This window comes from Vibrio sp. 1CM24A (genome assembly GCF_023161725.1).
GTDB classification, from domain to species: Bacteria; Pseudomonadota; Gammaproteobacteria; order Enterobacterales; family Vibrionaceae; genus Vibrio; species Vibrio coralliirubri.
Map to the genome: position 1 here is coordinate 234,405 of NZ_JALNTS010000002.1, position 26,525 is coordinate 260,929.

Annotated in this window: 19 protein-coding genes; 6 read left to right on the plus strand and 13 right to left on the minus strand. The window is 44.7% G+C overall.

The genetic code is table 11. The features are described 5' to 3' along the window. Positions 1-3 precede the first annotated feature (3 nt). The 3 genes from MSG38_RS04980 to MSG38_RS04990 all read right to left on the minus strand — a co-directional run bounded on the left by MSG38_RS04980 (position 4) and on the right by MSG38_RS04990 (position 2,882). A complete protein-coding gene (locus MSG38_RS04980) occupies positions 4-978 on the minus strand; it encodes an efflux RND transporter periplasmic adaptor subunit (protein WP_248401195.1) in 975 nt (324 codons plus the stop codon). Positions 979-981: 3 nt separating this feature from the next. Next, positions 982-2,439, minus strand: a complete 1,458-nt coding sequence (locus MSG38_RS04985) for a TolC family protein (protein WP_248401196.1) — start codon at positions 2,437-2,439, stop codon at positions 982-984. Between the two features lie 215 nt (positions 2,440-2,654). Further along, entirely contained in the window at positions 2,655-2,882 is a 228-nt protein-coding gene (locus MSG38_RS04990; RefSeq protein WP_009846577.1) for a hypothetical protein, read from the minus strand. 617 nt (positions 2,883-3,499) lie between these two features. Here MSG38_RS04990 and MSG38_RS04995 point away from each other — a divergent pair. From MSG38_RS04995 to gnd, 5 genes are all read left to right on the plus strand, one after another. After that, positions 3,500-5,152 carry a sensor histidine kinase gene (locus MSG38_RS04995; protein ID WP_248401197.1) on the plus strand — a complete coding sequence of 551 codons (1,653 nt, stop codon included), beginning with the start codon at positions 3,500-3,502 and terminating at the stop codon, positions 5,150-5,152. A 69-nt stretch (positions 5,153-5,221) separates the two neighbouring features. Beyond that, the gene (locus MSG38_RS05000; RefSeq protein WP_017063807.1) at positions 5,222-5,917 is read left to right on the plus strand and encodes a response regulator; all 696 of its coding nucleotides are present in this window, start codon (positions 5,222-5,224) and stop codon (positions 5,915-5,917) included. 410 nt (positions 5,918-6,327) lie between these two features. After that, positions 6,328-7,830, plus strand: a complete 1,503-nt coding sequence (gene zwf, locus MSG38_RS05005) for a glucose-6-phosphate dehydrogenase (protein WP_048606938.1) — start codon at positions 6,328-6,330, stop codon at positions 7,828-7,830. After that, positions 7,827-8,561 (plus strand): 6-phosphogluconolactonase, encoded by a 735-nt coding sequence (gene pgl, locus MSG38_RS05010; protein ID WP_248401470.1) that lies wholly within the window; start codon positions 7,827-7,829, stop codon positions 8,559-8,561. The genes zwf and pgl overlap by 4 nt, the downstream gene beginning before the upstream one ends. Before the next feature lie 28 nt (positions 8,562-8,589). Then, entirely contained in the window at positions 8,590-10,038 is a 1,449-nt protein-coding gene (gene gnd, locus MSG38_RS05015; RefSeq protein WP_248401198.1) for a decarboxylating NADP(+)-dependent phosphogluconate dehydrogenase, read from the plus strand. A gap of 132 nt (positions 10,039-10,170) precedes the next feature. Here gnd and MSG38_RS05020 read toward each other — a convergent pair whose 3' ends face one another. Beyond that, complete coding sequence (locus tag MSG38_RS05020) at positions 10,171-11,319, minus strand: HD domain-containing phosphohydrolase (RefSeq protein WP_348983499.1); 1,149 nt, start codon at positions 11,317-11,319, stop codon at positions 10,171-10,173. Positions 11,320-11,760: 441 nt separating this feature from the next. On the opposite strand from MSG38_RS05020, the gene MSG38_RS05025 reads away from it, so the two are divergent. Beyond that, positions 11,761-12,174 carry a VF530 family DNA-binding protein gene (locus tag MSG38_RS05025; RefSeq protein ID WP_010438513.1) on the plus strand — a complete coding sequence of 138 codons (414 nt, stop codon included), beginning with the start codon at positions 11,761-11,763 and terminating at the stop codon, positions 12,172-12,174. A 119-nt stretch (positions 12,175-12,293) separates the two neighbouring features. Here the strand turns inward: MSG38_RS05025 and MSG38_RS05030 are convergent, their stop codons facing one another. From MSG38_RS05030 to tssM, 9 genes are all read right to left on the minus strand, one after another. After that, a complete protein-coding gene (locus MSG38_RS05030) occupies positions 12,294-12,485 on the minus strand; it encodes a hypothetical protein (protein ID WP_017059711.1) in 192 nt (63 codons plus the stop codon). Positions 12,486-12,790: 305 nt separating this feature from the next. Next, entirely contained in the window at positions 12,791-13,549 is a 759-nt protein-coding gene (locus MSG38_RS05035) for a sulfite exporter TauE/SafE family protein (protein ID WP_048616394.1), read from the minus strand. 192 nt (positions 13,550-13,741) lie between these two features. After that, complete coding sequence (locus MSG38_RS05040; protein ID WP_052878493.1) at positions 13,742-15,262, minus strand: tripartite tricarboxylate transporter permease; 1,521 nt, start codon at positions 15,260-15,262, stop codon at positions 13,742-13,744. A gap of 10 nt (positions 15,263-15,272) precedes the next feature. After that, positions 15,273-15,773 carry a tripartite tricarboxylate transporter TctB family protein gene (locus MSG38_RS05045; RefSeq protein ID WP_004733594.1) on the minus strand — a complete coding sequence of 167 codons (501 nt, stop codon included), beginning with the start codon at positions 15,771-15,773 and terminating at the stop codon, positions 15,273-15,275. 245 nt (positions 15,774-16,018) lie between these two features. After that, on the minus strand, positions 16,019-16,990 hold the full coding sequence (locus tag MSG38_RS05050) for a tripartite tricarboxylate transporter substrate binding protein (RefSeq protein ID WP_004733595.1): 972 nt from the start codon (positions 16,988-16,990) through the stop codon (positions 16,019-16,021). A 286-nt stretch (positions 16,991-17,276) separates the two neighbouring features. Further along, positions 17,277-20,972 carry a response regulator gene (locus MSG38_RS05055; protein ID WP_248401199.1) on the minus strand — a complete coding sequence of 1,232 codons (3,696 nt, stop codon included), beginning with the start codon at positions 20,970-20,972 and terminating at the stop codon, positions 17,277-17,279. Positions 20,973-21,004: 32 nt separating this feature from the next. Beyond that, the gene (locus MSG38_RS05060; RefSeq protein ID WP_050654068.1) at positions 21,005-22,048 is read right to left on the minus strand and encodes a two-component system response regulator; all 1,044 of its coding nucleotides are present in this window, start codon (positions 22,046-22,048) and stop codon (positions 21,005-21,007) included. 273 nt (positions 22,049-22,321) lie between these two features. Further along, positions 22,322-23,038: an AarF/UbiB family protein gene (locus tag MSG38_RS05065; RefSeq protein WP_248401200.1), complete on the minus strand. Its 717-nt coding sequence runs from the start codon at positions 23,036-23,038 to the stop codon at positions 22,322-22,324. Between the two features lie 94 nt (positions 23,039-23,132). Further along, on the minus strand, positions 23,133-26,525 hold the full coding sequence (gene tssM / locus MSG38_RS05070; protein ID WP_248401201.1) for a type VI secretion system membrane subunit TssM: 3,393 nt from the start codon (positions 26,523-26,525) through the stop codon (positions 23,133-23,135).

Consider the following 26,525-nt stretch of genomic DNA (forward strand, 5'->3'; position numbering starts at 1 on the left):
CACCTAAAGCTCAACCACTAGGCTCATGCCCATACGCAGTGTTTCGCTCATATCGACAGGGTGCGCTTCTACTTCAAAAGTACGTAAATCGAAGCCTTGTGCTGCGTCTGTTGAGCGCCAAGTTGCGAAATCACCCATTACTGCGATGTGAGTCACTTGGAAAGTTAATGATTTATCTAGAGCCGGTAGGTACGCCTCAAACTGGCTGCCTTTCTCGAAATGCTTAAGCATGTCTTCACGGACATTGAGCACAGCCCAAGCATCCTTGGTGTCGATAACAGTCACAACAGGGAAGCCTTGTGGTGCGAGTTCACCACTGCTCAATAGAACCTGAGAGACTTCGCCATTAAACCAGCTGTGGATCTGTGTGTCTTTTGCGTAAGCTTCAACTTCTGCCACCGCGCCCGCTGCCATTAACGCTTTTTGAGCAGCGGCCACTTTGGTTTCGTCACGAGCACCTTCTTGCGCTAATTGATACATTTGGAACGCAGCGCTTTCGGTGTACTTTGCCGCTTGCCACTGTGTTTTGGCTTCATCGCGTTTCTGTTCGGCAACCACACCATCGTTGTAAAGGTTGTTTACTCGTTGGTAGGTTTTGTCCATCAGATCGGCAGCTGCTTTGGCTTTTAACCACTGGTCTTTCGCGGCTTGGATCTGTTGAGTACGTGCGCCATTCTCTGCTTCTTGTGCTAATGCACCAGCGGCTTTCTGACCAGCTTTTGCTTGCTCTAGCTTCGCATCAATCTCAGGGCTAAGAAGAGAAAAAATCAATTCGCCTTTTTCAACTGAATCGCCTTTACGCACGAATATTTCATCAATTCTGCCTGGTACTTTCGATGAAATGCTGTATTGCTGCGCATCGATTTGACCTTGAAGCTTAACCGGCTGAGGTTGATAAGCTTGGTAGAAACTGTATCCGACCCAGCCAATAACGCCGATACCAACTAAAGATAGAAGAAGGGGCTTAATAGGTTTCATGAATTATCCTTTTGACTGGCTATCGGTGTCTGTATTTGAGTCGAAATCAGACGGAACAGAAGAGGTTAAGTAACTTGAGTAAGCATTCATTTCGCTGGTTAGCGCTAACAGCTTGTTGAGAGAGATTAGGTATTTGAAGCGAGCAGCAGATTGCTGGGTTTTAATGCTCGCAAGATAAAGCTCGGCATCAACCACTTCTAATGAGTTAGATAACCCTTGTGTGAAGGCTTTTTTACGAAGTAATAGGTTTTCCTGAGCCAAAGACAAGCTCGAGTTTAGGCCTTGAACCTCTTCAATGGCTTGGTTTGCTTCAAGGTAAGTCTTTTGCACCAACACGGTTAAGTCTTGCTTGGCTTGTGACTTAAGGAATTGCACCTGTGATACGGCACTGTGAGCGGCGGCGACTTTGTCGGAACGGCCTGAAGTGTCAAGCAGTGGTACATTCACACCAATGCCAACCAACCAATCGGGTTTCATTTCACTGGCTAGAGAATCATCTTCATATAGGCTGTAATCACCATAAAGGTATACCTCTGGGTAGTATTTACCTTTCTCGGCTTTAATTAAGCTGCTTGCTTGTTTCTCTTTTGCATCAAGAATCTTAAGGCCGGGATAGGTCATGAGTGTCTGGTCAATGAACACGTCCATATGAGGCAGGTTCTTATTGATAAACAGTTGTTCAGAGGGTTCTACACTTTCACTTTGACCAAGGATCTGAGTCAGCGCCAATTGCGCAATTTTAAGGTCGTTCTGAGCTTTCGTGCGCTCTACAATCGCTTTATCTAAAGAAGCATCGGCTTGTAGGCGTTCTACTCGGGCGATTTGTCCTTGCTGTTCAAGCTTGATGGCGAAATCACGATGCTGAGTTAAGCCTGCTTCAACGGCTTGACGCGTTCTCACGACGTCTTCCGCTAAGATCACCGAGAAGTAATACTTACTTAAGTCTTCGTAGCGAGCTTGTTTTTCCATTAGCAGTTGGCTTTGCGCTTCTTCGCTTTTGCCTTCCGCCGCATTTTGCGCAGCGGTTATTCGACCACCAGTGAAGATAGGCCACACCGCGCGAATGGAAGAGCTAAAGATGTCTTGTTCGGTAATGGTAGAGGTGATGCCACCGAGAGATGAAGTTAACCCAGGTAATACGGCTCCAATACCAGATAAACCAGCTGGTACGCCACTTAAGCTATCGGCAAACTGTTCACCATTAATCGTCACATCACTATCAAGGTGCGTGTAGTTAGCCCCTAAGGTAATAGAAGGAAGATTGAGGCTGCTTGTTGAGTTCTGAAGGTGTTGATAACGTTCAACGTTGGCTTGTTGAGCCGCAAGCGAGTTGTTGTTTTCTTGTAATATTTGCCACGCTTCAGAAAAAGTGAGCGGAGCTGCATAGCCTGGCGAAGCCATAGTGCCGAGAAGCATACTGGCGATCGCAAGGTATCGGAATTTTGGTTTGGTCATCTGCATTAAATACCAATTAGAGTATTAACTCTAATGTTAACAGGGCGATAGTCATTTGTCTTGAATAGATTGTCTCATATGAATAGAAATTCTCATAACTCGTTAATCAAGTGTAAATAAGATTGAGTGACGTGAATATCAAAGATAAATGAAACTTAAAAAGCACGCATAAGCGTGCTCTTTAAGTTCAGTATAGAAGTGTTTTTACAAAATGAAGTGGCTTATTTAAAGCTAGGACAATGGTGATCGGCGCGCCATACCAATTGTCTTGAACCTTGCATTGTTTGTAATAAATCTCTACCTGACATTTGCGGGAATGCTAACAATACCTTGAGATCGAGAGGGGAGGTGCCATCTTTCTCATAGGCTCTTACGTGAGTAAAAGTCGATTGTAAATGTTTGAACAGCATAGTCTTAGTAAGACAAATTCCAAAGTTATCGCGTTTCATTGCCTTGTTTCCTTTTCAACAATGTTTATACGTTATGTTTGTTATCCTGTTTCTATTGGACGTTGCCACTGATCGATACTTCCTGCTCATCAATGTTTTATTATTGGGTGATGCTTTTATCAGTCACCTCTTCGTTGTCTGGCTAGCCGAGTGTGAATTAGCGATGGATGAATAGGGGAGAATACTTAATCCGTTTGTTCATCATTCGTAACGGCGAGCGTGCAACTTTTAGTTATAGATACGTCCAGCGAGCGAAGGGTTGTTGCCATTTTGTTAATCGAAATTTCGATTCAAAGCACGGTCTGAAAATCATGACTTATGGCTTAGCAACAATAAACTTCTTCATATGCAACTATTATAATTGTATTTATTTTAAACAACCTAAAAAACACCTAAAAGCTTAGTGATCTAGCTCAATATTTATTCGTTTATTTTGGTTTTTAAGCTAATCCGTTCTAAAAGTGAACGATTAATCGAGATGAACAACGTAAAGGGTTATCAATTAACAATCTGCTCAATTATTTAGTTGAGTAGCAGTCACAAATTCACGCCTCTAGAAAGGTCATGCGATTAACTTGGTGTTAACATTGATCGTCTAACACTAGGGACGGTGGAATATGAAATGGAGCAGTATCAGTTTCCGTAAAAGGTTACTGATTATCATGACGGTCACTGGCCTCGTTGAACTTTTGATTCTTGCAGCGGCTGGTTTTTACTACATCAAACAATCTCAAGAGCAAGAGATGGGTTTGAAAGCGTTAGGTGTTGCTGAATTTCTATCTGAATCGCCGCTTGTCACCAGCATTATTAAAGAAAATGGAACGTTGGACCCTAATGGCGTTCCCTACGTTTTGTCTGAAGAAACCCAAGTTAAGTTTCGTAACCTTACCCAGCTCATTGGCGCGGCGTTTATCGTTGTTGGAGATGATAAAGGTATCCGCCTGATTCACCCTTACGATGACAGGCTCGGTAAACCCATGCGTGGTGGCGATAACCAAAAAGCATTGATATTGGGCGAGTCTTATGTGTCGACCGCCAAGGGATCGCTGGGTTTTTCAGTTCGTGGTAAATCCGCGGTAAAAGACACTCAAGGTACCGTTATTGGGGTGGTGTCAGTTGGTTACTTACTGGATTCTTTACAAGATCGAATCGAACCTTACTTAGCCTTTTTGATTGTGATGGCGTTGCTGGTGGTTGCGGTCAACGCTTTGATTTCGAGTTATGTATCTCGCCGTTTTCAACGCGCTATTTTGGGCTTTGAGCCTGAAGAGATAGGCCGACTGTATGTTGAGCTAGATGTAACCATGAGTACCGTGAAAGAGGGTATTCTGAGCATTGATAAGCACGGCATTTTACGTTCAATTAATAAGAGTGCCTGCGATATTTTATCGATAGACAGGGATAAAGCACTCAACCAACAGCGCCTTTCTGATGTATTGCCAGGCAGTGATTTAGAGCAACTGCTGTCAACCGGCGACACCGACCACGATGTTGAGTTGTATTTAAATAATAAGCGAATCATTGCTAACCGCAGCCCGATTATAGTGGCAGGTGAGGTGGTCGGGGCGGTATCGAGTTTCCGATTACGAGATGAAATCAACGATTTAACCGACCAGCTCTCACAAACCAAAGAATATGCTGATCTACTGCGTTCACAAACCCACGAGCATCAAAACAAGCTTAACACCATTAGTGGCTTGATTCAGATGGGTGAGTTGGATTCAGTCCAGCAGTTGATTGGCCAAGAAACGGCGCACTATCAAAGCTTGATCGAGTTCTTGCGTGAAACCGTTAAAGACCCGCTCATCGCAGGTATGCTCCTTGGAAAAACGGAGCGCGCGCGAGAAATTGGTTTAGAGCTTAAAGTGGAAGAAGGCTCAAAGCTTGAAGCTCTGCCTAGTTGGTTGAACGCGGATGACGTTGTCACAATTCTTGGCAACCTGATTGATAACGCCTTTGACGCCACCATGACGGCGATTAAGCAAGAGGGTCAAATTGCGCCAGCGCGTCGGGTTATTGAAGTTTCAATCAGTGATTTTGGCAATGAAATTATCGTAGAAGTAGAAGACAAAGGGTGCGGTTTGCCGAAAGAGTTGGCAACCAAAGCACTTACCGAAAAAGGCGTATCGAGCAAAGCGAAGCAAAATCGTGGTGTGGGTTTGTATCTGATAAAGCAGCTGGCAGACCGATATCAAGGGCAGCTTGAAATGGTCGACAACCACGATTTTGGCACGCGAATGACGGTTTATTTGCCAAAAGAAGAACAATAATAATTAAGCACGAATCGATCTTGCGAAGATCATCGTGACGGAAAAAGCATGGTTAAAGGAAGAACATAAATGAACGCAATCACGAGAGTCATGGTCATTGAAGATGATATTGCGATTGCAGAGCTACACCATCGTTATTTAGAACAGATGGGTGGCTTTGACGTGGTTGGCATTGCCACCACACAGTCTGAAGCGCTCATGCAACTGGACATCTTAAAACCGGATTTGGTGTTATTGGATGTGTATCTGCCGGACGGGTGTGGGCTCGATATTCTTAATCACGTAAGAGGGAGCAATCAAGGCTGCGATGTTATCTTGATTACTGCTGCTCGAGATGTGGATACGCTGCAGCAAGCAATGCGTGGTGGAGTGGTCGATTATCTATTGAAACCAGTGATGTTCCCTCGCTTGGAAGCGGCACTGAAAAAGTATCAATCTCAACAGCAAGAGTTTGAAAGTGTGTCGGATTTGAATCAAGGTTTGGTTGATAAGATGCTGCAAGCCAATGCCAAAGCGGACTCTGGAAAAGTATCCACCTTACCCAAAGGCATTGATGGCGTAACGTTGGATAAGATCAGAGCCATTTTTCAACAAGCTGATGCCGTTAATATTACCGCCGATGAAGCCGGAGAACGAATTGGTGCTAGCCGAACCACCGCCAGACGCTATTTAGAATTTTTGATTACCACTGGTGAGTTAGTTGCGGACTTAAATTACGGTACCGTGGGTCGTCCGGAGCGCTGCTACAACAAAGCGCAAAGATAAACACGACACCATCAAAATAAATATAAAGCCAGTTGAATAAGCTGGTTTTACCTTTCTCTCCCTTTCTCATTGCTCACTCCACCGACCAGATACCGTTCTTTCTTGACTACACTGTTTGAGAATGCCGATTTGCATCTCCCTCGGGTCAAATGAATGGAACTATCGATTAGAATTTGTTCGAAATGAGTCAATATTTAATCGATTGCTTTCACAGTGGTTGATGTAAATCAAATAGTCATAGACAATACTGTCCCGAATAGAGGTGATAGCTTTCACCCTCGTTTACCAAACGCATTCTCAAATTTAATAGGCGCTTACTATTGATGTAATAGTTAAGACCTATTATCTATTTTCGTATGTCGCTGATACCTTTGGCGAATACTAAAAACCTTGTTTTTATAGGAAAGATGATGGTAATACCTGAAAACAGCAGCATCGTTATTTTTGGTGCGTCGGGAGATCTAACTTACCGCAAGTTAATTCCTGCTCTATACCACCTGTATGCTAGCAATCAACTACCAGAATCCTTTGCGATTCTTGGAGTGAGCCGTACTGAGTACAGCGATGAGTCTTACCGTGAGAAGCTGAAGAAGTCTCTTCAGGAAATGGAAAAAACTGAACCAGAGACGCTGAATGCATTTATTGAACATCTGCATTACCAAGCGATCAATACTTCAGATGTAGACGACTATGCTCGTTTAGCACAACGTCTAGACAAGCTTGAGCAAGACTACCAATTCGAAAACCATAACACACTGTTCTACTTGGCAACCCCGCCAAGCCTATACGGTGTGATTCCAGCAAACCTTGCTGCGCATGGCCTTAACGATGAATCGAACGGCTGGCGTCGTCTGATCATCGAAAAACCATTTGGTTACGACTTAGCATCAGCTCAAGCGTTGGATGAAGAGATCCATCATCACTTCCAAGAACACCAGATCTACCGTATCGACCATTACCTTGGTAAAGAGACGGTTCAAAACCTTCTAGTGCTTCGTTTCTCAAACGCGATGTTTGAACCACTGTGGAACCGTAACTTCATTGATTATGTTGAAATCACAGGTGCTGAGTTCCTTGGCGTTGAAGAGCGTGGCGGATACTACGACGGTTCTGGCGCAGTTCGCGACATGTTCCAAAACCACCTGCTGCAAGTGCTAGCGATGGTAGGTATGGAGCCGCCTGCACAAATTAACGCTGATTCTATTCGTGATGAAGTGGTTAAAGTGCTTCAGTGTCTGAAACCACTGGAAGAAGACGACCTGCGTAAAGATTTAGTATTAGGTCAATACACAGCATCAGACGTTCGTGGTCAGCACCTACTAGGTTACCGCGAAGAGCATGGTGTAGCGGATGATTCTCGTACCGAGACTTACATCGGCTTGAAAGCTCACATCAATAACTGGCGTTGGAATGGTGTTCCTTTCTACGTACGTACAGGTAAACGCTTACCAACACGTGTGACTGAAATCGTGATTCACTTTAAGAACACGCCACACCCAGTATTTGGTCAAGATGCACCAGAGAATAAGCTGATTATCCGTATCCAACCGGATGAAGGTATTCAGATGAGCTTTGGCTTGAAAGAGCCAGGCGCAGGCTTCAAAGCAAAAGAAGTGAAAATGAACTTCTCTTACTCTGACTTGCCTGAAACTCAGATGCTAACGGCTTATGAGCGTCTTCTTCTTGATGCACTGAACGGTGATGCGACTCTGTTTGCACGTACCGATGCGGTAGAAGCATGTTGGAAGTACGTTCAACCAATCTTAGACTTCAAGCAAGATCCTCAAGCTCTGTTTGGCTATGCTTGTGGTACTTGGGGCCCACAGGAAGCAGATGAACTTCTGCAACGTGATGGCCGCGCATGGCGTTTCCCATGCAAAAACTTAACAGACACGGATTACTGCGAACTATGATCAATCACAAGATCTTTGCAACGCCTGAACTGGTTGTTGAAAACCTAGCAAATGAAATGAAAGCATACAGCGAGCAGGGCACACCTGTTCACATTTCACTGTCTGGTGGCAGCACGCCAAAAATGCTTTTCAAGCTTTTAGCACAGGCGCCTTACGCGGAAGGTATTCAATGGAATAACCTTCACTTCTGGTGGGGCGACGAACGTTGCGTTGCACCAGACGACGCTGAAAGCAACTTCGGTGAAGCAAACGCGCTCTTATTTTCAAAACTAAAAGAGTTGACTCAAGTAAACCTTCCTGCTGAAAACATCCACCGCATCCGTGGTGAAGATGAACCAAAAGCAGAAGCAGAGCGTTTCGCAAAAGAGATGGCAGACGTAATCCCAACAGAAAACGGCACGCCTGTATTCGATTGGATTCTGCTTGGTGTTGGCGCAGACGGCCACACAGCTTCACTATTCCCAGGTGCAACTAACTACCAAGATGAGAACCTATCTGTATTAGCTTCTCACCCTGAGTCTGGTCAAATCCGTGTTTCTAAAACAGCGAAAGTTTTAGAAGCAGCAAAACGAATCAGCTACCTAGTACTGGGTGCAGGTAAAGTTGAGATCGTTAAAGAAATTCATACAACTCCTGCTTCAGAGTTGCCTTACCCGGCAGCGAAAATCCAGTCTAAAACTGGCGAAACAGAGTGGTTCCTAGATTCAAATGCAGCAAGTGCTATCGCATAAGTGCGAATAGCCGCAAGGAGATAAAATAATGAAAGGTGATATCGGTGTAATTGGCCTAGCAGTAATGGGTCAGAACCTTATCCTAAACATGAACGACCACGGCTTCAAAGTTGTGGCTCACAACCGTACTGCTGCTAAAGTAGACGAGTTCCTAGAAGGTCCAGCTAAAGGTACTAACATTATTGGTGCTTACTCTCTAGAAGAGCTAGTTGAGAAACTAGAAGCGCCACGTAAAGTGATGCTTATGGTTCGTGCTGGTGACGTTGTAGACACGTTCATCGAAAACCTAATCCCACTTCTAGACGAAGGCGACATCATCATTGATGGTGGTAACACTAACTACCCAGACACTAACCGTCGTGTAGCGCATTGTCGTGAGAAAGGCATCCACTTCATCGGCACTGGTGTATCTGGTGGTGAAGAAGGTGCTCGTTTCGGTCCTTCAATCATGCCAGGCGGCGCGGCTGAAGCTTGGGAAGCGGTTAAGCCAATCTTCCAAGGTATCTCTGCAAAAACTGACGCTGGTGAGCCTTGTTGTGACTGGGTTGGTAACGACGGTGCTGGTCACTTCGTTAAGATGGTACACAACGGCATCGAATACGGTGACATGCAGCTTATCACTGAAGCATACCAGTTCATGAAAGATGGCCTAGGTATGTCTGCTGACGAGATGCAAGCAGTATTCGCTGACTGGAACAAGACTGAGCTAGACAGCTACCTAGTTGAAATCACTGCTGACATCCTTGGCTACAAAGATGAAGACGGTGAAGCGCTAGTTGAGAAGATCCTAGACACTGCAGGCCAAAAAGGTACAGGTAAGTGGACGGGTATCAACGCACTAGACCTAGGTATCCCACTGACTCTAATCTCTGAGTCTGTATTCTCTCGTTGCCTGTCTGCACTTAAAGACCAACGTGTTGAAGCTGAAGCTTTGTTTGAAAAAACAATCACTCCAGTTGAAGGTGACAAGCAAGAGTGGGTTGATGCACTACGTCAAGCTCTACTGGCTTCTAAGATCATCTCTTACGCTCAAGGTTTCATGCTAATGCGTGAAGCGTCGAACGAAAACGGCTGGGACCTAAACTACGGTAACGTAGCGCTAATGTGGCGTGGTGGTTGTATCATCCGTTCTGCATTCCTAGGCAACATCCGTGATGCGTACGAAGCAAACCCAGACATCGCGTTCCTAGGTTCTGACGAGTACTTCAAAAACATCCTACAAGGCAGCCTAGTGGCATGGCGTAAAGTAGCAGCGAAATCTCTAGAGTCTGGTATCCCAATGCCATGTACGATTTCTGCGCTATCTTTCCTAGACGGTTACACAACTGCACGTCTACCAGCGAACCTGCTTCAAGCTCAACGTGACTACTTCGGTGCTCACACTTACGAGCGTACTGACCGTCCACGTGGTGAATTCTTCCACACAAACTGGACTGGTACAGGCGGCGACACTGCTTCTACAACTTACGACGTATAATCGTTAGTTAGAATCAGTTTAGAACCTTGTTGTTCTTATCAGCTGTAAACTAGAAAACAAAAGGATGCCGATTGGCATCCTTTTTTGTAGGTTCTGAAAGAGAGTCACGTAAAGTAAATTTAATACAACCCTTTAAGCGAGCGCAGCTTGTGGACTTTGCACATCACTGTATTGCTCTCGTATCGAAATGAAGTAATCAAGGTTTTGCTTCAGCGCAGACACACACTCTGGATCAAACATCAGCCCAGTATGCGCTTCAATGTAGTCCATTACCTTAGATGCTGACCATGCGTGTTTATAAGCTCGTTTACTCAGTAAAGCATCGAATACATCTGCTAGCGTTACAATTCTTGCCTCCAGTGGAATCGCTTCTCCAATGAGCGCATCTGGCAATCCCGAGCCATCAAACCGTTCATGATGGTGACGTACAATATTCTTGATGAACTGAACTTCTTCGCTGCACATTGAGCTGTGGTGGGAAAGGGCAACCACGTCATCAATCATCTCTTCGCCATATATCGTGTGATTGTTCATGATGTTTCTTTCTTCTTCCGAAAAACGCTCAGTACTGAAGAGCACTTTGTCTGGGATTCGGTACTTACCTATGTCGTGAAACGGCGCATACAAGCGAATGCGGTGAACGAATTGGTGGGTAATCTCATTGTTACTATGCGAAAGCGTACGTGCCAGCTGCTCGCTGTATTTTCCCATGCGAATCAGATGCTCTTTGGTTTCAGGATCACGTGCGTGCCCCATGTTTAGAGCGATCGCTAATGAGGACTGAAAATGTCTCTGACGTTCGAAGAGTTGCACAAACAGGTTCGAAATCGCTTGAGTGAGGTACGCGATGTCACTTTGTATTGTCTGCTTAGCAAAAAAGTCAGTGCATGATGCGTTGATGAAAACGAACCCAAGGTTACTCTCTTGGTAGTGGATTGGAGTGGTGTAGCTACTTTGGTGACCAAGCTCGAGTAGATGAGAGATTTGCTTAGTAGGATTCATCAAAGAGAGGTCATCAACAATTCTTGTTTCCAATGATTTAGCCAGACGACTTAAAGCAGAGTTGGGTTTGATCTCCTGTTCGATGTAGTGATGCTTGGCGTTTTGGCACAGTGAATCTGATACAAAATAATTCGATGCTTTATTTTCACTGCATAGCACCACGGATAGCCGAGATAATATGGGGTAGTGTTCGCGAGCTAGCTGGAAGAGATCATCGACTATGGCGACGATGTCTTTGTCTTGGGCCGCTGCTCTACTGAAATGGGAGTAGTCAAACATGTGGCAAGCCAACCTTTAATTATAATTATGTCATTGTTTAATCGGGTTTTTTACCGTTTCGATATTCAATAAAACCATAGCACTGTGTTATTAAAATGTAATACTGCGTACTGAAAAACTTTAATGTCATCACTAAATATATGGTTTTTGCATACGGTTACCGTAGGTTTTGTTAAGTTGAACCAGTTTCATAACCTTTGGGGTGAAGGTTTGTTTGCAGAATGTGCTTAGACTGTATAGCGAGCTAAGGTAGGGTGTTAAGTGACCAATTCGAAATTAATTTCAAAGATAAATAGGATAACGAGTATGCTTTATGCCATCATAAAGGCATAAATAAGGGCAATGGATGTAATGCCCAAGTGATTGAGCTAGAAATGGTCAGTGATGACTGTGTTCTAGAGTAAATTCAAGGCCTTTAGTTGCCTTGAAAAAGGTAATGTTATGACTGAAGAAGAAAGAATCGAACTGCAACAAAATAACCCGCTACACGGCTTAAAGCTTGAAACCATGATCACTGAATTAGTGGATCACTATGGTTGGGAAATTTTAGATGCGGCAATGCGTATGAACTGCTTTAACACTAAGCCTACAGTGGCAAGCGCAGTTAAATACCTGAAGAAAACCGAATGGGCTCGTGAAAAGGTTGAAAACTTCTACCTTTACCGTTTCAAGCGCATGCCTAAAGCATCGGACATTGAATACCAGATGCCGCCGCGTTCACGTACATTCCGCCATGGGCTAGAGCCTCGTGAGCCAATGGAACTAACGGTTGAGTCTATCCACGCTTCTCAAGCTAAAGCTGCGTCTGCATTTAAAGAGCGCCGCGGCGGTAACGGTCGTAACTTCCGTCGTTAATAAGAAAGCGTCGTTAACAAGAAGGCTTCGGCGATTAGTACGCCTAATTAGACAAGCGAAAAACACAAAAGGAGCCTATGAGCTCCTTTTTTAATTCGTTCGATTTAAACCGTAAATGGCTAAGCTTCGCGGTTCTTTCTTTGATTCTTCCAAAGATCGGTGACATAAACGATCGCACTGACCAGTAAGAATAGCGCTGACACAGAAAACAGAGCGGGCATTTTTAGGATCCACGCGAATGTGGCAGCAAGAAAAGCGACAAAGCAAATGAGTCGACTTGATGACATGACATGACCGAGTTTAGTGTTCATAACGCCTCCTAATGAAGTCTCACTTTCGACAGAAGAATTATCCCACCTTTGGCAAAATAAAGGCTAAAAAACAGTCTAAATTGTTATCAAATTTGCTAATTGAAGGACTCGTCTCACACATTTTGGCTTGGCTATTTTATAAGCAATAAAATAGCGAAATCGGTATGAGAAGGGTGTAGACTTTTTGCTTTATCTTTTCAGTTACAAGCCTTATTGACCGAATGTCTGGTTAGCTTAAAACCGAGTTGGCACAGAACTCACTTAACATAGAATCTAGTTGGTATAGAACCTACTTAGTATAAAACCTAGCTAGCATAGAAAAAGTAAGCGGTGATCAAAAAGCTCGCGATGATCACTGTGGTACGAACATAGTGTTGAGGGATGCGGCGAGAGATTTTTGCTGAATAATAACCACCAACCAATGTACCCAATAATACAGCCATGCCAGACGGCCAATCAATCGAACCATTGACGATAAAAAACACGATCGCTGCGAGGGAAGCACACGCGGACACGAGCAGTTTGATGCCATTCATCACGTTGATGTTGGTGTAACCAGCCAGCGCCAAATAGCTCAGTGTCACAATGCCCAAACCGGCATTAAAATACCCACCGTAGATACAGACAATCAAAAGCAATAAAGCGGAAAAGAATGCGCCTGCGCTGGTGGCGTGCTTATGTTTTACTGTCGCTTGTTTAAGCCATTTATTGAGCGTGCCGCCAAACGTGAATAGCAAAGCTGCAAACAGCAAAAGCCAAGGAACGGATTGAGTGAACAGAGCTTCTGGAGTGTGAAGCAGCAAGAAAGCCCCGATACCACCGCCAATCACACACAAAGCAATGGTCAGTTTTAGCTGCTTAGTACCAGATTGAATTTCGTGGCGCAGAGCGTAGGCTCCGCTAATGTATCCAGCACACGAAGCAAAGGTATTGGTCGCGTTGGCTGCTATTGGTGGAACACCAGCAAACAATAGAGCAGGGAAGGTGATGAAGCTGCCGCCACCCGCAATGGAGTTAAGCACACCGCCAATCACCCCTGATAAGAACAGAATCAACCAATCCATAGTTTTAGAATCCAATACGTTAACTAACTGGTTACCTTACTTGAATTTGTTATGAATATCAGCGCGATGTGTGTTGTAAAGATAGGTTTGTGAGTTTGCTACCATCTTTAACCGCTGGTTTGAATTGAGGCTCTAAATAAAAAAAGGAGCCAATGGCTCCTTTCGTTGAGGTTTAGTTGATTCGGTAGAGCTTTACACTTCTACTGGCTTCGCTCTAAAACTCTTAAATAGTTTCACTAGAATCGGGCTAGACAGTACCAGTACCGCCAGAATAGTGAAGGTCATCGTAATAGGGCGTTCCCATAAGAAGTTCAGCTCACCATCGCTGATCATCAATGCACGTCTTAAGTTCTCTTCCATCAAGCCGCCCAATATGAAGCCTAACAGTAATGGTGCCAATGGGAAGTTGGCTAGCCTTAATGCTATCGCAGCCATCGCTACCAGTAGCATCACAAATACGTCCATCGTGTTGAATGACACCAAGTACACGCCAGTGATTGAAAAGAAGATAATCATTGGCAGTAGAACCGTTCTAGGTACCGCTAGCAGTTTAGAAATATAAGGGATTAAAGGCAGGTTCAAGATAACCAGTACGATGTTGCCAAAGTACATAGAGATGATAACTGACCAAAATACATCTGGGTGTTCAACGAACAGGCGGGGACCCGGCTGGATGCCATAAGCGATTAATGCACCAAGCATAATCGCGGTTGTACCAGAGCCCGGAATACCCAGCGTTAGTAGCGGAACGAATGAGCCGCTTGAAGCTGCGTTGTTTGCTGATTCAGGAGCAACAAGACCACGGATACTGCCTTTACCGAACTCTTTCTGCTTGTCTTTTGGCGCTAGACTACGCTCCATACCGTAACTTAGGAATGCCGCAATAGTGGCACCTGCGCCCGGTAGAACACCGGTAAAGAAACCGAGAATAGAAGAGCGAATCGAAACTGGCGCTACTTCTTTGAACTCTTCTTTGGTGACCTTCATGCTACCAATGTCTGACATCTTTTTGCTTTCTTCTGCGCTGGTGTCTTGCTCAGGTTTTAGAATACCCATCAAGGTTTCACCCAGTGCGAACGTTGCCATCGCTAATAATAGGAAGCTAAAGCCATCCATCAGATCCGTTAGGCCAAAAGTGAAACGTTCAACGCCAACCCCTTTGTCGATACCAACAGTTGATAGCATCAAACCAAGAATAGTCATCATCCACGCTTTAATTACCTGACCTGGGCCTGCAAACGCCGCTACAGCGGATAAACCTAATAGCATCAACGCAAAGTAGTCTGAAGACTGGAAGCTCAGTGACACGCTTGCTAGAGCCGGAGCCGCAATCAAAAGCATGATTGCCGAAAGCGTGCCGCCAGTGAAAGAAGAGTAAGCCGCGAGTGCAAGTGCTTTACCAGCTTGGCCTTTTTGTGCCATCGGGTAGCCATCGAATGCGGTTACTACTGTTGAAGAACAACCCGGAGCGTTGATTAATATTGATGACGTTGAGCCACCAAATACAGCGCCGTAGTACACACCAGCCATCAAGATTAGGCCAGAAGAAGGGTCTAGGCCGTATGTAATCGGGATCATCAACGCGATTGCTGAAATTGGACCGAGTCCCGGTAGCATTCCAATAAAGGTACCAACAAAACAGCCAACAATTACCATCATGATGTTCATTGGCATCACGGCGGTAGAAAGTCCTTGTAAAATTCCGTCTAACATAATGTTATCCCTACCAAAGAGTGAAGATTAAACCAGGCTCTAGGTAGATATCTAAGCCTTGAGTTAATAAAAGAAAGAACGCGATAACGAAAGGAAACGACGCGCCAAATAAGACAGCTTTGCGGCGCTCACCCAGTAGGTAAAAGCCTGCAAGTAAGAAGAAGCTGGTTGCTAACACAAAGCCAAGATAAGTCAGCCCAACACCGTACAGAGCCATTAACACCAAGAAGCCAATAAGCAGTTTCCAGTTCAGCGGCGTAGTGTCGCATGTGACTTTTTTATCCGGCTGTCCGGTTATAAGCAGGATCAACGAAAGGCCAATGCCGATAAACGTTAGCAGGATAGGTAAGGTTCTTGCTGTGAAGGGTTCGTACTCGTCACCGGGGAACAAAGGAATCAGCGTGGTTTGGTAGCCATAGCATAAACACGCAAGCATAAAGAGCATGGCTCCGATGCGATCCTTCGAAAGCAAAGATTCCTTACTCAGAAATTTGGTTGGTAAGTCCGACATATCCAACTCCATTTGGGGTGGTATAAAAAGTAAAAAAGCCGTACATGAGCGAGTCAATGAAATGTCTGGGATCACTAACCAAAGGTAAGCGAATTACGGTACTGGTTTATCAGCCACTTGCGTTTACAACGAATCGGCAAGCGTTAGTAATACGTCTACGAATAAACAAAGGAGTTTGAAGTTAACTCATGCACGGCGAAACAAGGAAAGAGTAAGAGGGCACATAGGCCCTCTATGGTTGTTGGTTATTTCAAGAAACCAAGCTCTCGCATTAGGTCGCCCATCTGTTTTTCTTGATCTTCTAGGAAGGCGTAAAAATCTTTGTCAGCTTTGTAGTTGTCGATCCAACCGTTACGGTCACGAACCACTTGCCACTCATCGGTTTTGTACATTTTGCCAAGCGCTACATTCCACTCGTCGATCTTCGCTTGGCTTGTGCCTGGTGCCGCAAAGAAACCACGCCAGTTAGCGAATACGGTTTCGTTGCCGTACTCAGTCAGTGTTGGGATATTCGGTGCAGCATCAAGACGCTTTGGCGCCGTCACAGCAAGCACTTTTACTTGGCCAGATTTAGACATCTCTAGCACTTCACCAAGGCCAGTAGAAAGCAGCTGTGTTTCGCCAGAAAGCAGTGCCGCCATCGCTTTACCGCCAGCATCGTAGGCAATGTAACGTACTTTTTTAGCATCAAAACCTTCGCCTTTGAACGCTGCAGCAACCACAAGGTGGTCCATGCTGCCACGAGCTGAGCCGCCAGCAATTTTTACTTTACGTGGGTTGGTTTCGAACTCTTTAACGACGTCTTCCCAAGTGTTGTACTTAGAATCCGCAGACGCGACGATTGCACCGTAATCGGCAATGGTTGCAGCGACAGGAGTTAGGTCACGGAAAGATTGTGGGAAGATCCCCGTTAGTGAACGAACAACGATAGGCGTTGAGTTCACCATTAGCGTGTCTTCTTGGCGTTGAGCCGTTTCGATTAGGTGAGCAATCGCTTTACCGCCGCCACCACCAGAAAGGTTTTGGAAAGAGACATTTTCTACGATGTCTGATTTCACTAATACATCACCCGTACCACGAGCTGTCATATCCCAACCGCCACCAGCGCCGCCAGGGATTAGGAAGTGGATTTTTTCTACGTCAGCAGCAAAAGTGTTGAAAGAAAAGGTTGCTGCGATGATAGAAGCCGCAAGAGTAGGTTTCAGTGCCTTGAACATGGTTCACGTTCCTTATGTAGGGGATCTCTTCAATGGAGAGAAACTTATGTTTTATTTCCAGCTGCTAAACAGATGAGTAGGATATTGCTTAGCAGATGAAGCTAAAGTTAACGGTGTGTTAATGAAATGTCTGTAATGCGGCGATATTGAGAATAAAGAACATTGGATTAATATTGTTCATAAAGTTCACGGTGACGTGTTGTGCGAAGGTGAAAAAAAGAGAGCCATGACAGGCTCTCTATAAAATTTGGAATGTTTGTAACGAATTCCTTTACTTGTCAGACGGTTAATCAGATAAGGTCGATCCTTTTAAGATCTCAGTTGCCTTGTCAAAATCAAACTCTTCCAACGAAACTTCCAGTCGTTTGAATTCTGAAGGGGATAACCCAATCTTAGCGCCATCTTCAATGTTAAGAATTATGGTGAGTGCATCGGTGTCATCATTAGCCGTCGCCTCCAACAATTGGCGGTAGAGTTGCTGGTCTGTAGTCGATGGTTGCTGCTGTTCAGAACTCTCTTCCGACTTGGTAGAATTGGTCGCTACTGAATCTGTCGATACTTCAATTTGAGACAAGGCTTGGCTTAGTGATTTGCTTAGTTTAAGCGATGTGTCGATCACATTGTCTTTCAAATCGTTGTCGTCTGGTTGTGCTTCTAGGTTTTCACACAACGTATGCAGTTGTTTCGCCCCCAAATTACCAGCCACCCCTTTCAGTGTGTGGAGATAACGTGGTGCGCTGCCGCTTGCTAGCTCGCTTTCAAGCTTATCCTTGTCAGAATAGGCCTCGACAAATCGATGCAATAGCTTGCTATACAGTTGGTGATTATTGTTGGCTCTGATTAAACCAAGCGTAATGTCTAGACCTTCAACTTTGGAGAGTGCTGTATTAAAGGCACTGCTGTTTTCTGACTCGTCAGAGATAGAGTTCACTGATTCTGCTTGATGTGATATTGGACCAACAAACGCAGCAGGACGGGAAGGTGATACCCAATTCGCAAGAGTGGCAAACATGGAACCGACATCGATAGGTTTAGCAATAATGTCACTCATACCACAACCGAGCGCCTTTTCTTTGTCTCGCTCCATGACATTGGCTGTCATCGCGATGATCGGTATATCTTGATCGTTGATCTGCTGACGGATGTACTCTGTTGCTTCATAGCCGTCCATTACTGGCATTTGGCAATCCATCAAAATACCATCGAACGGTTGTCCGTCTGCAATGGCTTGTTGGTAAAGTTCGATCGCTAGCTTGCCATTTTCGGCTATCGAAACCTGAATTTGCTGTCCTTCTAATAGCTCAGTCGCGAGTTCTTGGTTGATCTCATTGTCTTCAACTAAGAGTAGCTTGGCTCCCGCTAGTTGCTGGACGTTGGCTAACTGAGTTTGTTGCTCAAGTTCACTGCGTGAGACACGGTCTGAGTCGAGTCCATAGAGTGAGACAATAGAGTCATAAAGGTGAGAAGAGGTGATTGGTTTGTCTAGAATACTCGGTACGTTAAAGCCTCTTTGTTCAATCGCTTCAGCAAGCTCTTCTCGATCGTAAGCGGTCAACATCATGATCTTAGGTATTGTGTTTAGCTGCTGCCCACTGTTGAGCTCTGCTAGTAAGTCTACGCCATCTCTCTTAGGCATCTTCCAGTCGGAGATAACCAAATCAAATGGCTTGTTCTGAGCGTCAGCGGTATGTAACTCAACAAGCGCGTCATCGACCGATGAACTTAGTGTTGGTGTTAGCTTCAACGACTCTAGAATGTCACCCATGATCAAGCGTGCGCTGGAGTTGTCATCGACGACTAATACTTTCAAGTCGTTAATCGATGCAGGCACCACCACACGATGCTGCTGGATAGAATGACTGACGCGAGTGGCAATCGTAAATGAAAAGGTTGAGCCTTTACCAAGCTCCGTTGAGACATGAATATCGCCGCCCATCAGTTGGCTTAGTTCTTTACTAATGGCGAGGCCCAAGCCCGTACCACCGTATTTTCGTGTGGTTGAGCTATCAGCCTGAGTGAACTTGTTGAATAACTTGGCGGCTTGCTCTTGTGTCATACCAATCCCACTGTCTGAGACGGCAAAGTTCAACTTGATGTCATCGCCTTGTCTTTCTGCAACTGAGATAGCGATCTTCACTTCGCCTTTCTCTGTGAATTTGACAGCATTGTTACTTAGGTTAATCAATATTTGCCCAATTCTTAACGGGTCCCCAATCAGGTTAGTCGGCACGTCTCTGTCGACTTGAATGAGCAGCTCTAGGTCGCGTTCTGAGGCTCGTAAGCCAACCAAGTTAGTAATATTGTCGAGTACATTCTCAAGTTGGAAGTCCACTTTCTCAATGTCGAGTTTTCCAGCTTCAATTTTCGAGAAATCGAGAATGTCATTGATTAGGCCGAGTAGGGTATCGGAAGAGAGCTTCACTTTATGGATGTAGTTACGCTGCGCCTTGGTTAAATCGGTTTTTAATGCCAGATAACTCATACCAATGATGGCATTCATTGGGGTACGAATTTCGTGGCTCATGTTAGCGAGGAAGTCAGATTTTGCTTGGTTTGCTGCATCGGCTTCATCCCTTGCAGCGGCAAGACTGTGTGCGAAAGTTTCTAAAGCAGAATGCGCTTTGTTAGCGAGCAAGCCCATCAACAAAATAATTACAAAGAAAATCATCCCACCGATGGCTAAATGGAACGTCACGCTAGAAGAGTCTTTTACATTGACGCTTTCTGAAAGGTGACGTTGAGAGACGAAATCTCGAAATTCTAAGAAGCTCTCATCCATTGCCGTGAGTAGTTGGTGACCTCGCATCTGTGAGCTGACTAACTCCATAAATTGCGATTCATAAATGCTGATATGCTCGTCAAAGGCAGTAATTTTTACGTTTGGTGCATATAAAGTAATAAGTCGTTGTGCATTGCTAGATTTGGATTGCATCTCATTAATTACATGTGACACTTTGTCGGCAATGAGCTTCTGTTCCTTTGAATTTGCGAGCAGAAAATCTCGGTTGAATCGATTTGAACGACTTAGTAGCGTGCGAATCGCCAATAGGTCTTGCCCTATGAGTAATTGGGAAGAGAGTTCTGCTTGAGATTGAGAAACGAGATGACTCAGTTCCGCGACTTGGCTCTGTTTGGTTTGATAGAGCAAGCTAACTGAGCGTGAGAACTCAGAGCCACTTAGGGTGACTTGATTGATAAGGGATGCTCTTAACTTTTTCGAAGACGCCGGTATGCCTTGTAGTTGAACTAAGTTGGTGTAATAGCGATTTTTTGCCTTATCTACAACCTCTAAAAGTTGTTGTCCTTTGTCATCCAAAATCTGCTCTTGCAACTCTGAGATGAGCCGTGAAGCCTTTTGCATCTCAAGTTTGACTAACGAGTGAGTCTTTAGGTTGCCGTCGAGTAAATACTCTTTTTCAAGGTTTTGTATGTTAACAGCGAGAGTAGCAAGTTGACTGGTTTTTAGTGCGACGTTGGTCAGTTCTTCGCTGTTTAGTCGTAGACCGCGAATTTTCTGATTGTTTTGATTGATCGCTTGATTGTGTAGATCCCTCATCTCTCGTAATAAGTCTGTTGCGGCATTGGAGCGCTCGTCCATAAGCGTTCGAGTTGATTGGTTCAACTCAACAATGTCGACATATTGCTTGAATTGAACCAAATATTCCGTGAGTAAATTGATAGGAAGGGACGTTGCATACTGGTCGGCGTAATCATTGGCTAGACCCACGGTTTGTTCTGCTTCTTGATCAAAGCTAGAGATGACTTGTTCGCTGTAGTCGTTACTAAAAGACAACTCATAAACGCGAAGCTTATCGAGTGAGGTCAATAAGCGAGTACTGGAAGCGTATTGTTCAACGCCGATGAAGCGATCGTTGAGATTGATCCAAGCACCTACCGCGACAGAAAACACCACGATGGCTGCGACCAGAAAGGAGGTTAAGATTAATTTCGAATCAGTAGCAAATCTTGAAACAGTATTCATAAAGTGCCTGTATTGATAAAGTACCAGCGAACTTAGTGTTCTTGTTCATCAGTAAAAGAGTCTTTGATAGTGAGCATTTCATCGAGCTTACTAATGAAAATAGGAACCAAGTTAGGATCAAAGTGATGGCCAGCTTGCTCTTGTATTAACTCAATCGCTTTTTCAATCGGCCAAGCTTTCTTGTATGGGCGTTCGCTGGTGAGGGCATCGAATACATCTGCTATTGCAACAATACGTGCACTTAGAGGGATGTCTTCGCCTGATAGCTTATGAGGGTAGCCGCTGCCATCCCATTTCTCGTGGTGATAAAGAGCGATCTCTTGGGCGAGTTTTAGCAATTTAGAGTCGTTGTCTCCGATAATATCCCCGCCAATCGTTACGTGTGTTTGCATGATTGCCCATTCATCCGCATCAAGCTTGCCAGGCTTACCTAATATGCAGTCAGGAATACCGATTTTGCCAATATCGTGCATCGGAGCTGCTTGGAATAACAACTCCACCCACTCTTCACTGACGTCTAACTGCTGAGCCAGAATCTTTGAGTAGTAACTCATTCTTACAACGTGCATTCCGGTTTCATTATCCTTGTATTCGGCGGCGCGGCCGAGCTTGCGGATTATCTCCAATCGACTCATGGCGAGGGCTTCCGTTCTCTGTCTTACCTTGCGAGACAGTGCCAAGTTTTGGTCATACAGAGAGATATGTGTGACAACACGAGCTTTCACGATAGGGGGGCTGACTGGTTTAGTTATGTAATCAACAGCGCCGAGTTCAAAGCCTTTCTGTTCGTCTACTACATCCGTCTTAGCTGTCACAAAGATAACGGGGATGTCAGAAGTGACAGGGTTGCTTTTAAGTCGGCGGCATACTTCATAACCGTCCATCACAGGCATCATGATATCGAGAAGAATGAGATGAGGCTTTGGGTGAGTAGAAGCAATTTTTAGCGCTTTTTCTCCGGATGTTGCAGCCTTAATTTTAAAGTCGTCGTTCAGGATCCCTGAGAGGGTATGAATGTTGTCCGGGATGTCATCAACAACCAGAATGATCGGTTTATCTGTCGTAATTTGATTCATTTTTCGTCCCTAAAAAATTTAATCAGATTGCTATGTTTTATATTAATAAAGCGTAGTGGAATTTGGCGGAAATGCATGATTTCAGGAGGGTTAATTGTTGGTTTTGGAATCTAACAAAATAATGGTACGCCTTTTTATTGATAGATATTTTATATATTAACCGTTATTTGACAAAGAATAACTAAATGGACTGTGTCGTAGTGCGATCAAGGTTGAATAGTTCAGGTTCTCGTTTGCTAACACTGAATCATTCAGAGTTACTCAGTCGTTCAATTAGCTTTTCAAATCTATTGTGGACTTGTTAAAGGGGAAAACACGCGATGCCGAATATCGGGCTTGCCTATGCTGTTTCAGTAGAACCTGATACCGACTGGGCAGATCCGTTTCATCTAACTGTTCTTCCAATATGACGGCAAGTGCGAACCAATCATCCAGCTTGTTTGTGACTGATTGATGCCTTGAATATCGAGGAGTGTAGCTGTCAAAGCGAAGTACAGAGCGTTCAGTTCCTATTTTGGTGACAGAGCCAAAGTCGATAAGTTGAGCTTGTCCTTGTGGGCTGAGCACGATATTGGATGGCTTAATATCTCCATGAATATAACCAAGAACATGGATTCGGTTGATGGCCGATTCTAAAGTGCTAAGCCATTGAGAGGGCATATCGGCATTGATATTTGAGTTGCTTTGAATTTCCTGCAGTGTGTTACTACTCAAGTGAGAAAGAACGAGGCAGTCAGTCTGATGACGAGAAAAGTAATCACAATATGTAGGCCAAATATCGTTTGTGCCGGAACTTGTACAGGAGCTTGTATCGGAATGAAGAAACTCCGCTTCTTGTTTTAAAAAGTGGCGGTGCTTCAACTCTTTAGCATATTTGATGGTCACCAGCCCCCAACTAGGATGTTGGGCTCTGAAAACTCGTAGACTCAAGCGCGTGAGATTAGTGTAGCCATGAGCTTTAAACGCTTGTAAAAGCTTTTCATCTTCCACATCTCCTTTCACGTGTTCTCTGTTTGAAGAGACATTATCTTCAAAAGGCTGAGCTCGCCTTGATAGGCAAGACGAGCTAGTTGGTAAAGCGTTATTAGATCCCACTTGGCAGAGAGAATCCAGAGAAGAAGCCAGGGACAAACGGGTTCGATTGGCCTTGAGTCTTGATTGTTAATTTCACCTTGCTGTCACCGTAAACAAACTCCACCTGAGTGTTTTGTGCAGACGTAAAGTTAACGTTTGGTTCGAATAAGCGGAACCAACTCCATGTGCCTTTTACGGTGTTCTGGCCAATTGTAGAATCCTGCGCCTTAAGCTGAATACCTAGCTTTTCGATAAACTTCGCATCACCTTGCCATGATTGCTGGCTCCATAACGTCGGGCCATGACGATAGGTAAAGATTGGCTTATCAGAAATGATCGAAAACTCCGTGATATTTGGCGTCATATCGACTGCTTTTAATTGGAAATTGATCAGGATGTTCGATGGGTCAGCTAAGAATAGGGCACTCTTTATATCGCCGGCTTTGTCCATCATTGTCCAAACCTCTGGCGTAATCGATAAGCCTGTACCCGGCAGTAGTCCCGGTAAATAAGGCGCTTCGTCACTATCTTTAACGAATCCATTTAGGCGAGTTTGAGAGAACTTATCGACGATGCCATTCGTAACGAAGAAGGCTTTGACATCCGCCACACTGACATCCGTTTTAGACTTTCGATTGAACGGATAAAAAGAGGCCAAGCGCTGTTGATAAGGCTGATAAATTTCGTTCGACCACGCTGTGTTTAAGTAGTCGTGAGCCAGTGACATCACCGTTTCATTACTTTGGTGTACCACCTTGTTAACCAGCTCTTCAGCGACCGCTAAATGGCTGTTGGATAGGCTCGATAGGGACGCAATAGGGTTACCGGCTTGCAAAGTGACGGACAGCGTATCAAAGGCAACCTTTTGCGGCTCTTTGGTTTCGTAAAACTTGTCTCCCCACTTTTTAGCGTTGATAAACGCAGTGAGCAGGTCGTCGATTGGCTTCTTACCTTGGTCGTTAGGCGATACCTGTTTTTTGTAAGCTTGGAAGCTGAGTGATATCTGACGAGCGGATTCTTTTTTGTCAGGGTCTTGAATCGGCATACTCGCCGGATCTTGTTTCTTGTCATCCTCTACAGGGATTTCAAGCTCAACATAGGTGTATTTAGCGATCGTCGAGTACAAGCTGACTAATGGGTTATTGCTTGCTTCCGACAGGCTCGTTAATGCACTTTTCAGTTGTGTAGGATTAGCCACTTCTTTGACTTCGACATTACGAACTAAATCACGCCAATAGTTGATGTAATCATTCTGGTAAGTCTGCTTTAACTCTCGACTGATTCGATGCAGCTCCAGTGCGCTAGGGTAAGCTCCTGCAACGCCTTCATAAGACTGTAAAGCGGATTTCAGAGTAGGGGAATTCACCGATAAATCGAGTTGGTTAAACCCCGTCGGGGTAAAGATATACGGAACCAAGTAGCCAGCGTAACTCGGTGAAAACTGAAGCACTGAGCCGAAATTGTCACCTAGCTCACCGCGAATATCGACACGCTTAGCATAGGCGGTAGAACTCTGAATGTGTTCGTACAGCAGGGTTTCAATGCCTGTTTGCGTGATGACTTTCTTCGCTAGGCTTTCTAAGTCATGATTCGATTTTACTGGCGTTAGGTTACGAGCAAAGATGTCATTGAGCAGTACGTCAAGCTGAGCGATGTTGACGCTATCTGCTTCGCCTTGGTCTTGGAGCGTACGAATGTAGTAGTTCTTGAGCTCTTGGACGTTGGTTCTGTCTTTGCTAAACAACAGACGATAGTTGTTTAACAGAGATAGCGTCTGAGATTGATCCTCAAGGTTTACATACACAAACAGGTCTTTCTCTAACGTGTTTTCCATTGAAGGAATCAGGACTTGTTGTAGCTCGGTGAAATAGGCTTCTTCGACTTCTTCCTTGATGCTCGGATTTGGCATAAACGGCAGGCTGTACCAAGGCTCTGGCTGCTTGTAGAGGTTATAGATACGCTGTAGTGAGAATAGGTTGGGGATATTGTCAGCCATATTCTCGATGTCATAAGGCGATGCCGATATCGCCTCTTTATAGCGCTCAAGCATGATGTCCGCTCTGGTTTCTCGTTGATTCTGGAAATCAAAATCAAACTTAATCACCAGCAACACGGCGGCGAGCAAGGCAATCCAAGATAGGGTGAAAACGACTTGGTTAACGAGCAGAGTATTCTCTTTGCGTTTGTTTACGCCGACCAGCTCATGTTCCGATAAGATCACGTGGGTCATAAGGTATTGAGCAAATAAGGTTTGGTTAACCGGGATTTGCTCGTTTTGTTGATAATGCTCGTGACCTACCGAATAAGAGACAGCACTTGCCAATAAATCTGACTGCGCTGAACTTTGCCCATCATGTGTGAAGTAAAAACCGCGGAATTGCAGAGCATCACTAAGCTGCTCCCCTCGGTATAAACGATTGAGGAACAACCAAAGATTCTGCTTTAATAATCCAAACTGGAAAGGGGCGCTGGCTATCGAGTTGCGATAATCTTGATTGAGTTGTCCGGCAAGCGCATTGCTCATATTCGCAATCAGTTCGCTGATTAAGTGGTCATACTCATCGTTAAACCAGTCTGCATCGACCCCACCGTGTTTAGAGTAAGGGGCGGTAGCACCAAACACTTCGTCTCTTTTTGATTCATCGAATGCTGAGAAGAACTGACAAAAGTCGCTGATGCTACCCATATTCGAGACAACATTATAAATCGGTAAGCTGACCCCAAATGCTTGATTAAAAGTCTTAATGGTCGATTTAAGCTCATCAGCTTGCTGTGTAATTTGCTCATTGTTTTCTAATAACGAGGAAACATCGGTGGTAAGCAATAAGCCATTGGCGGCTTGTCTTGGTCGCCACGCAGTTAACGACTGACACAGTGTTTTCAGGTACTCAGGGTGTTGGTCTTCTCCCATACTGATAGAAACCAAAATCGAGTGCTCACTGACCCAAAACAGGATTGGGAATTCAATGTCATTGCCGAAGTCATCGAGCTTATACGCTTCATAACCCATTTGAGTGATGATGCTTTTGTCCTTATTCGGGTTCTGACTTAGCAGTAGATAGATTGGTTGGTCGTAACGGCTGGTTAAGCGAGTTTTACGTTTCTGCCCACTGATCATTCGCTTGAAATGACTGGCTAGTTGCTTTTGTCGCTTCTGAATCAATTCTTTATCTAATGACTCTTCTTGTGATTTTGCGCTGCGTTTGATCAGCACCCAGTAACAAATGAAGCCGATAAGCGTGGATATAATGGCGATAGTGGTCAGAGCCCACACCAAATAAGCGTTGAGAGGTGTAAGCAGAATGACGCTAGAAGCGACGGTAAAAAAGGCGACAGAGGCTAGGGCAGAAATGCCTACTGTTTTTTTTACATTGCCTGACTTGTTTGATTTGGCATCCGGCAT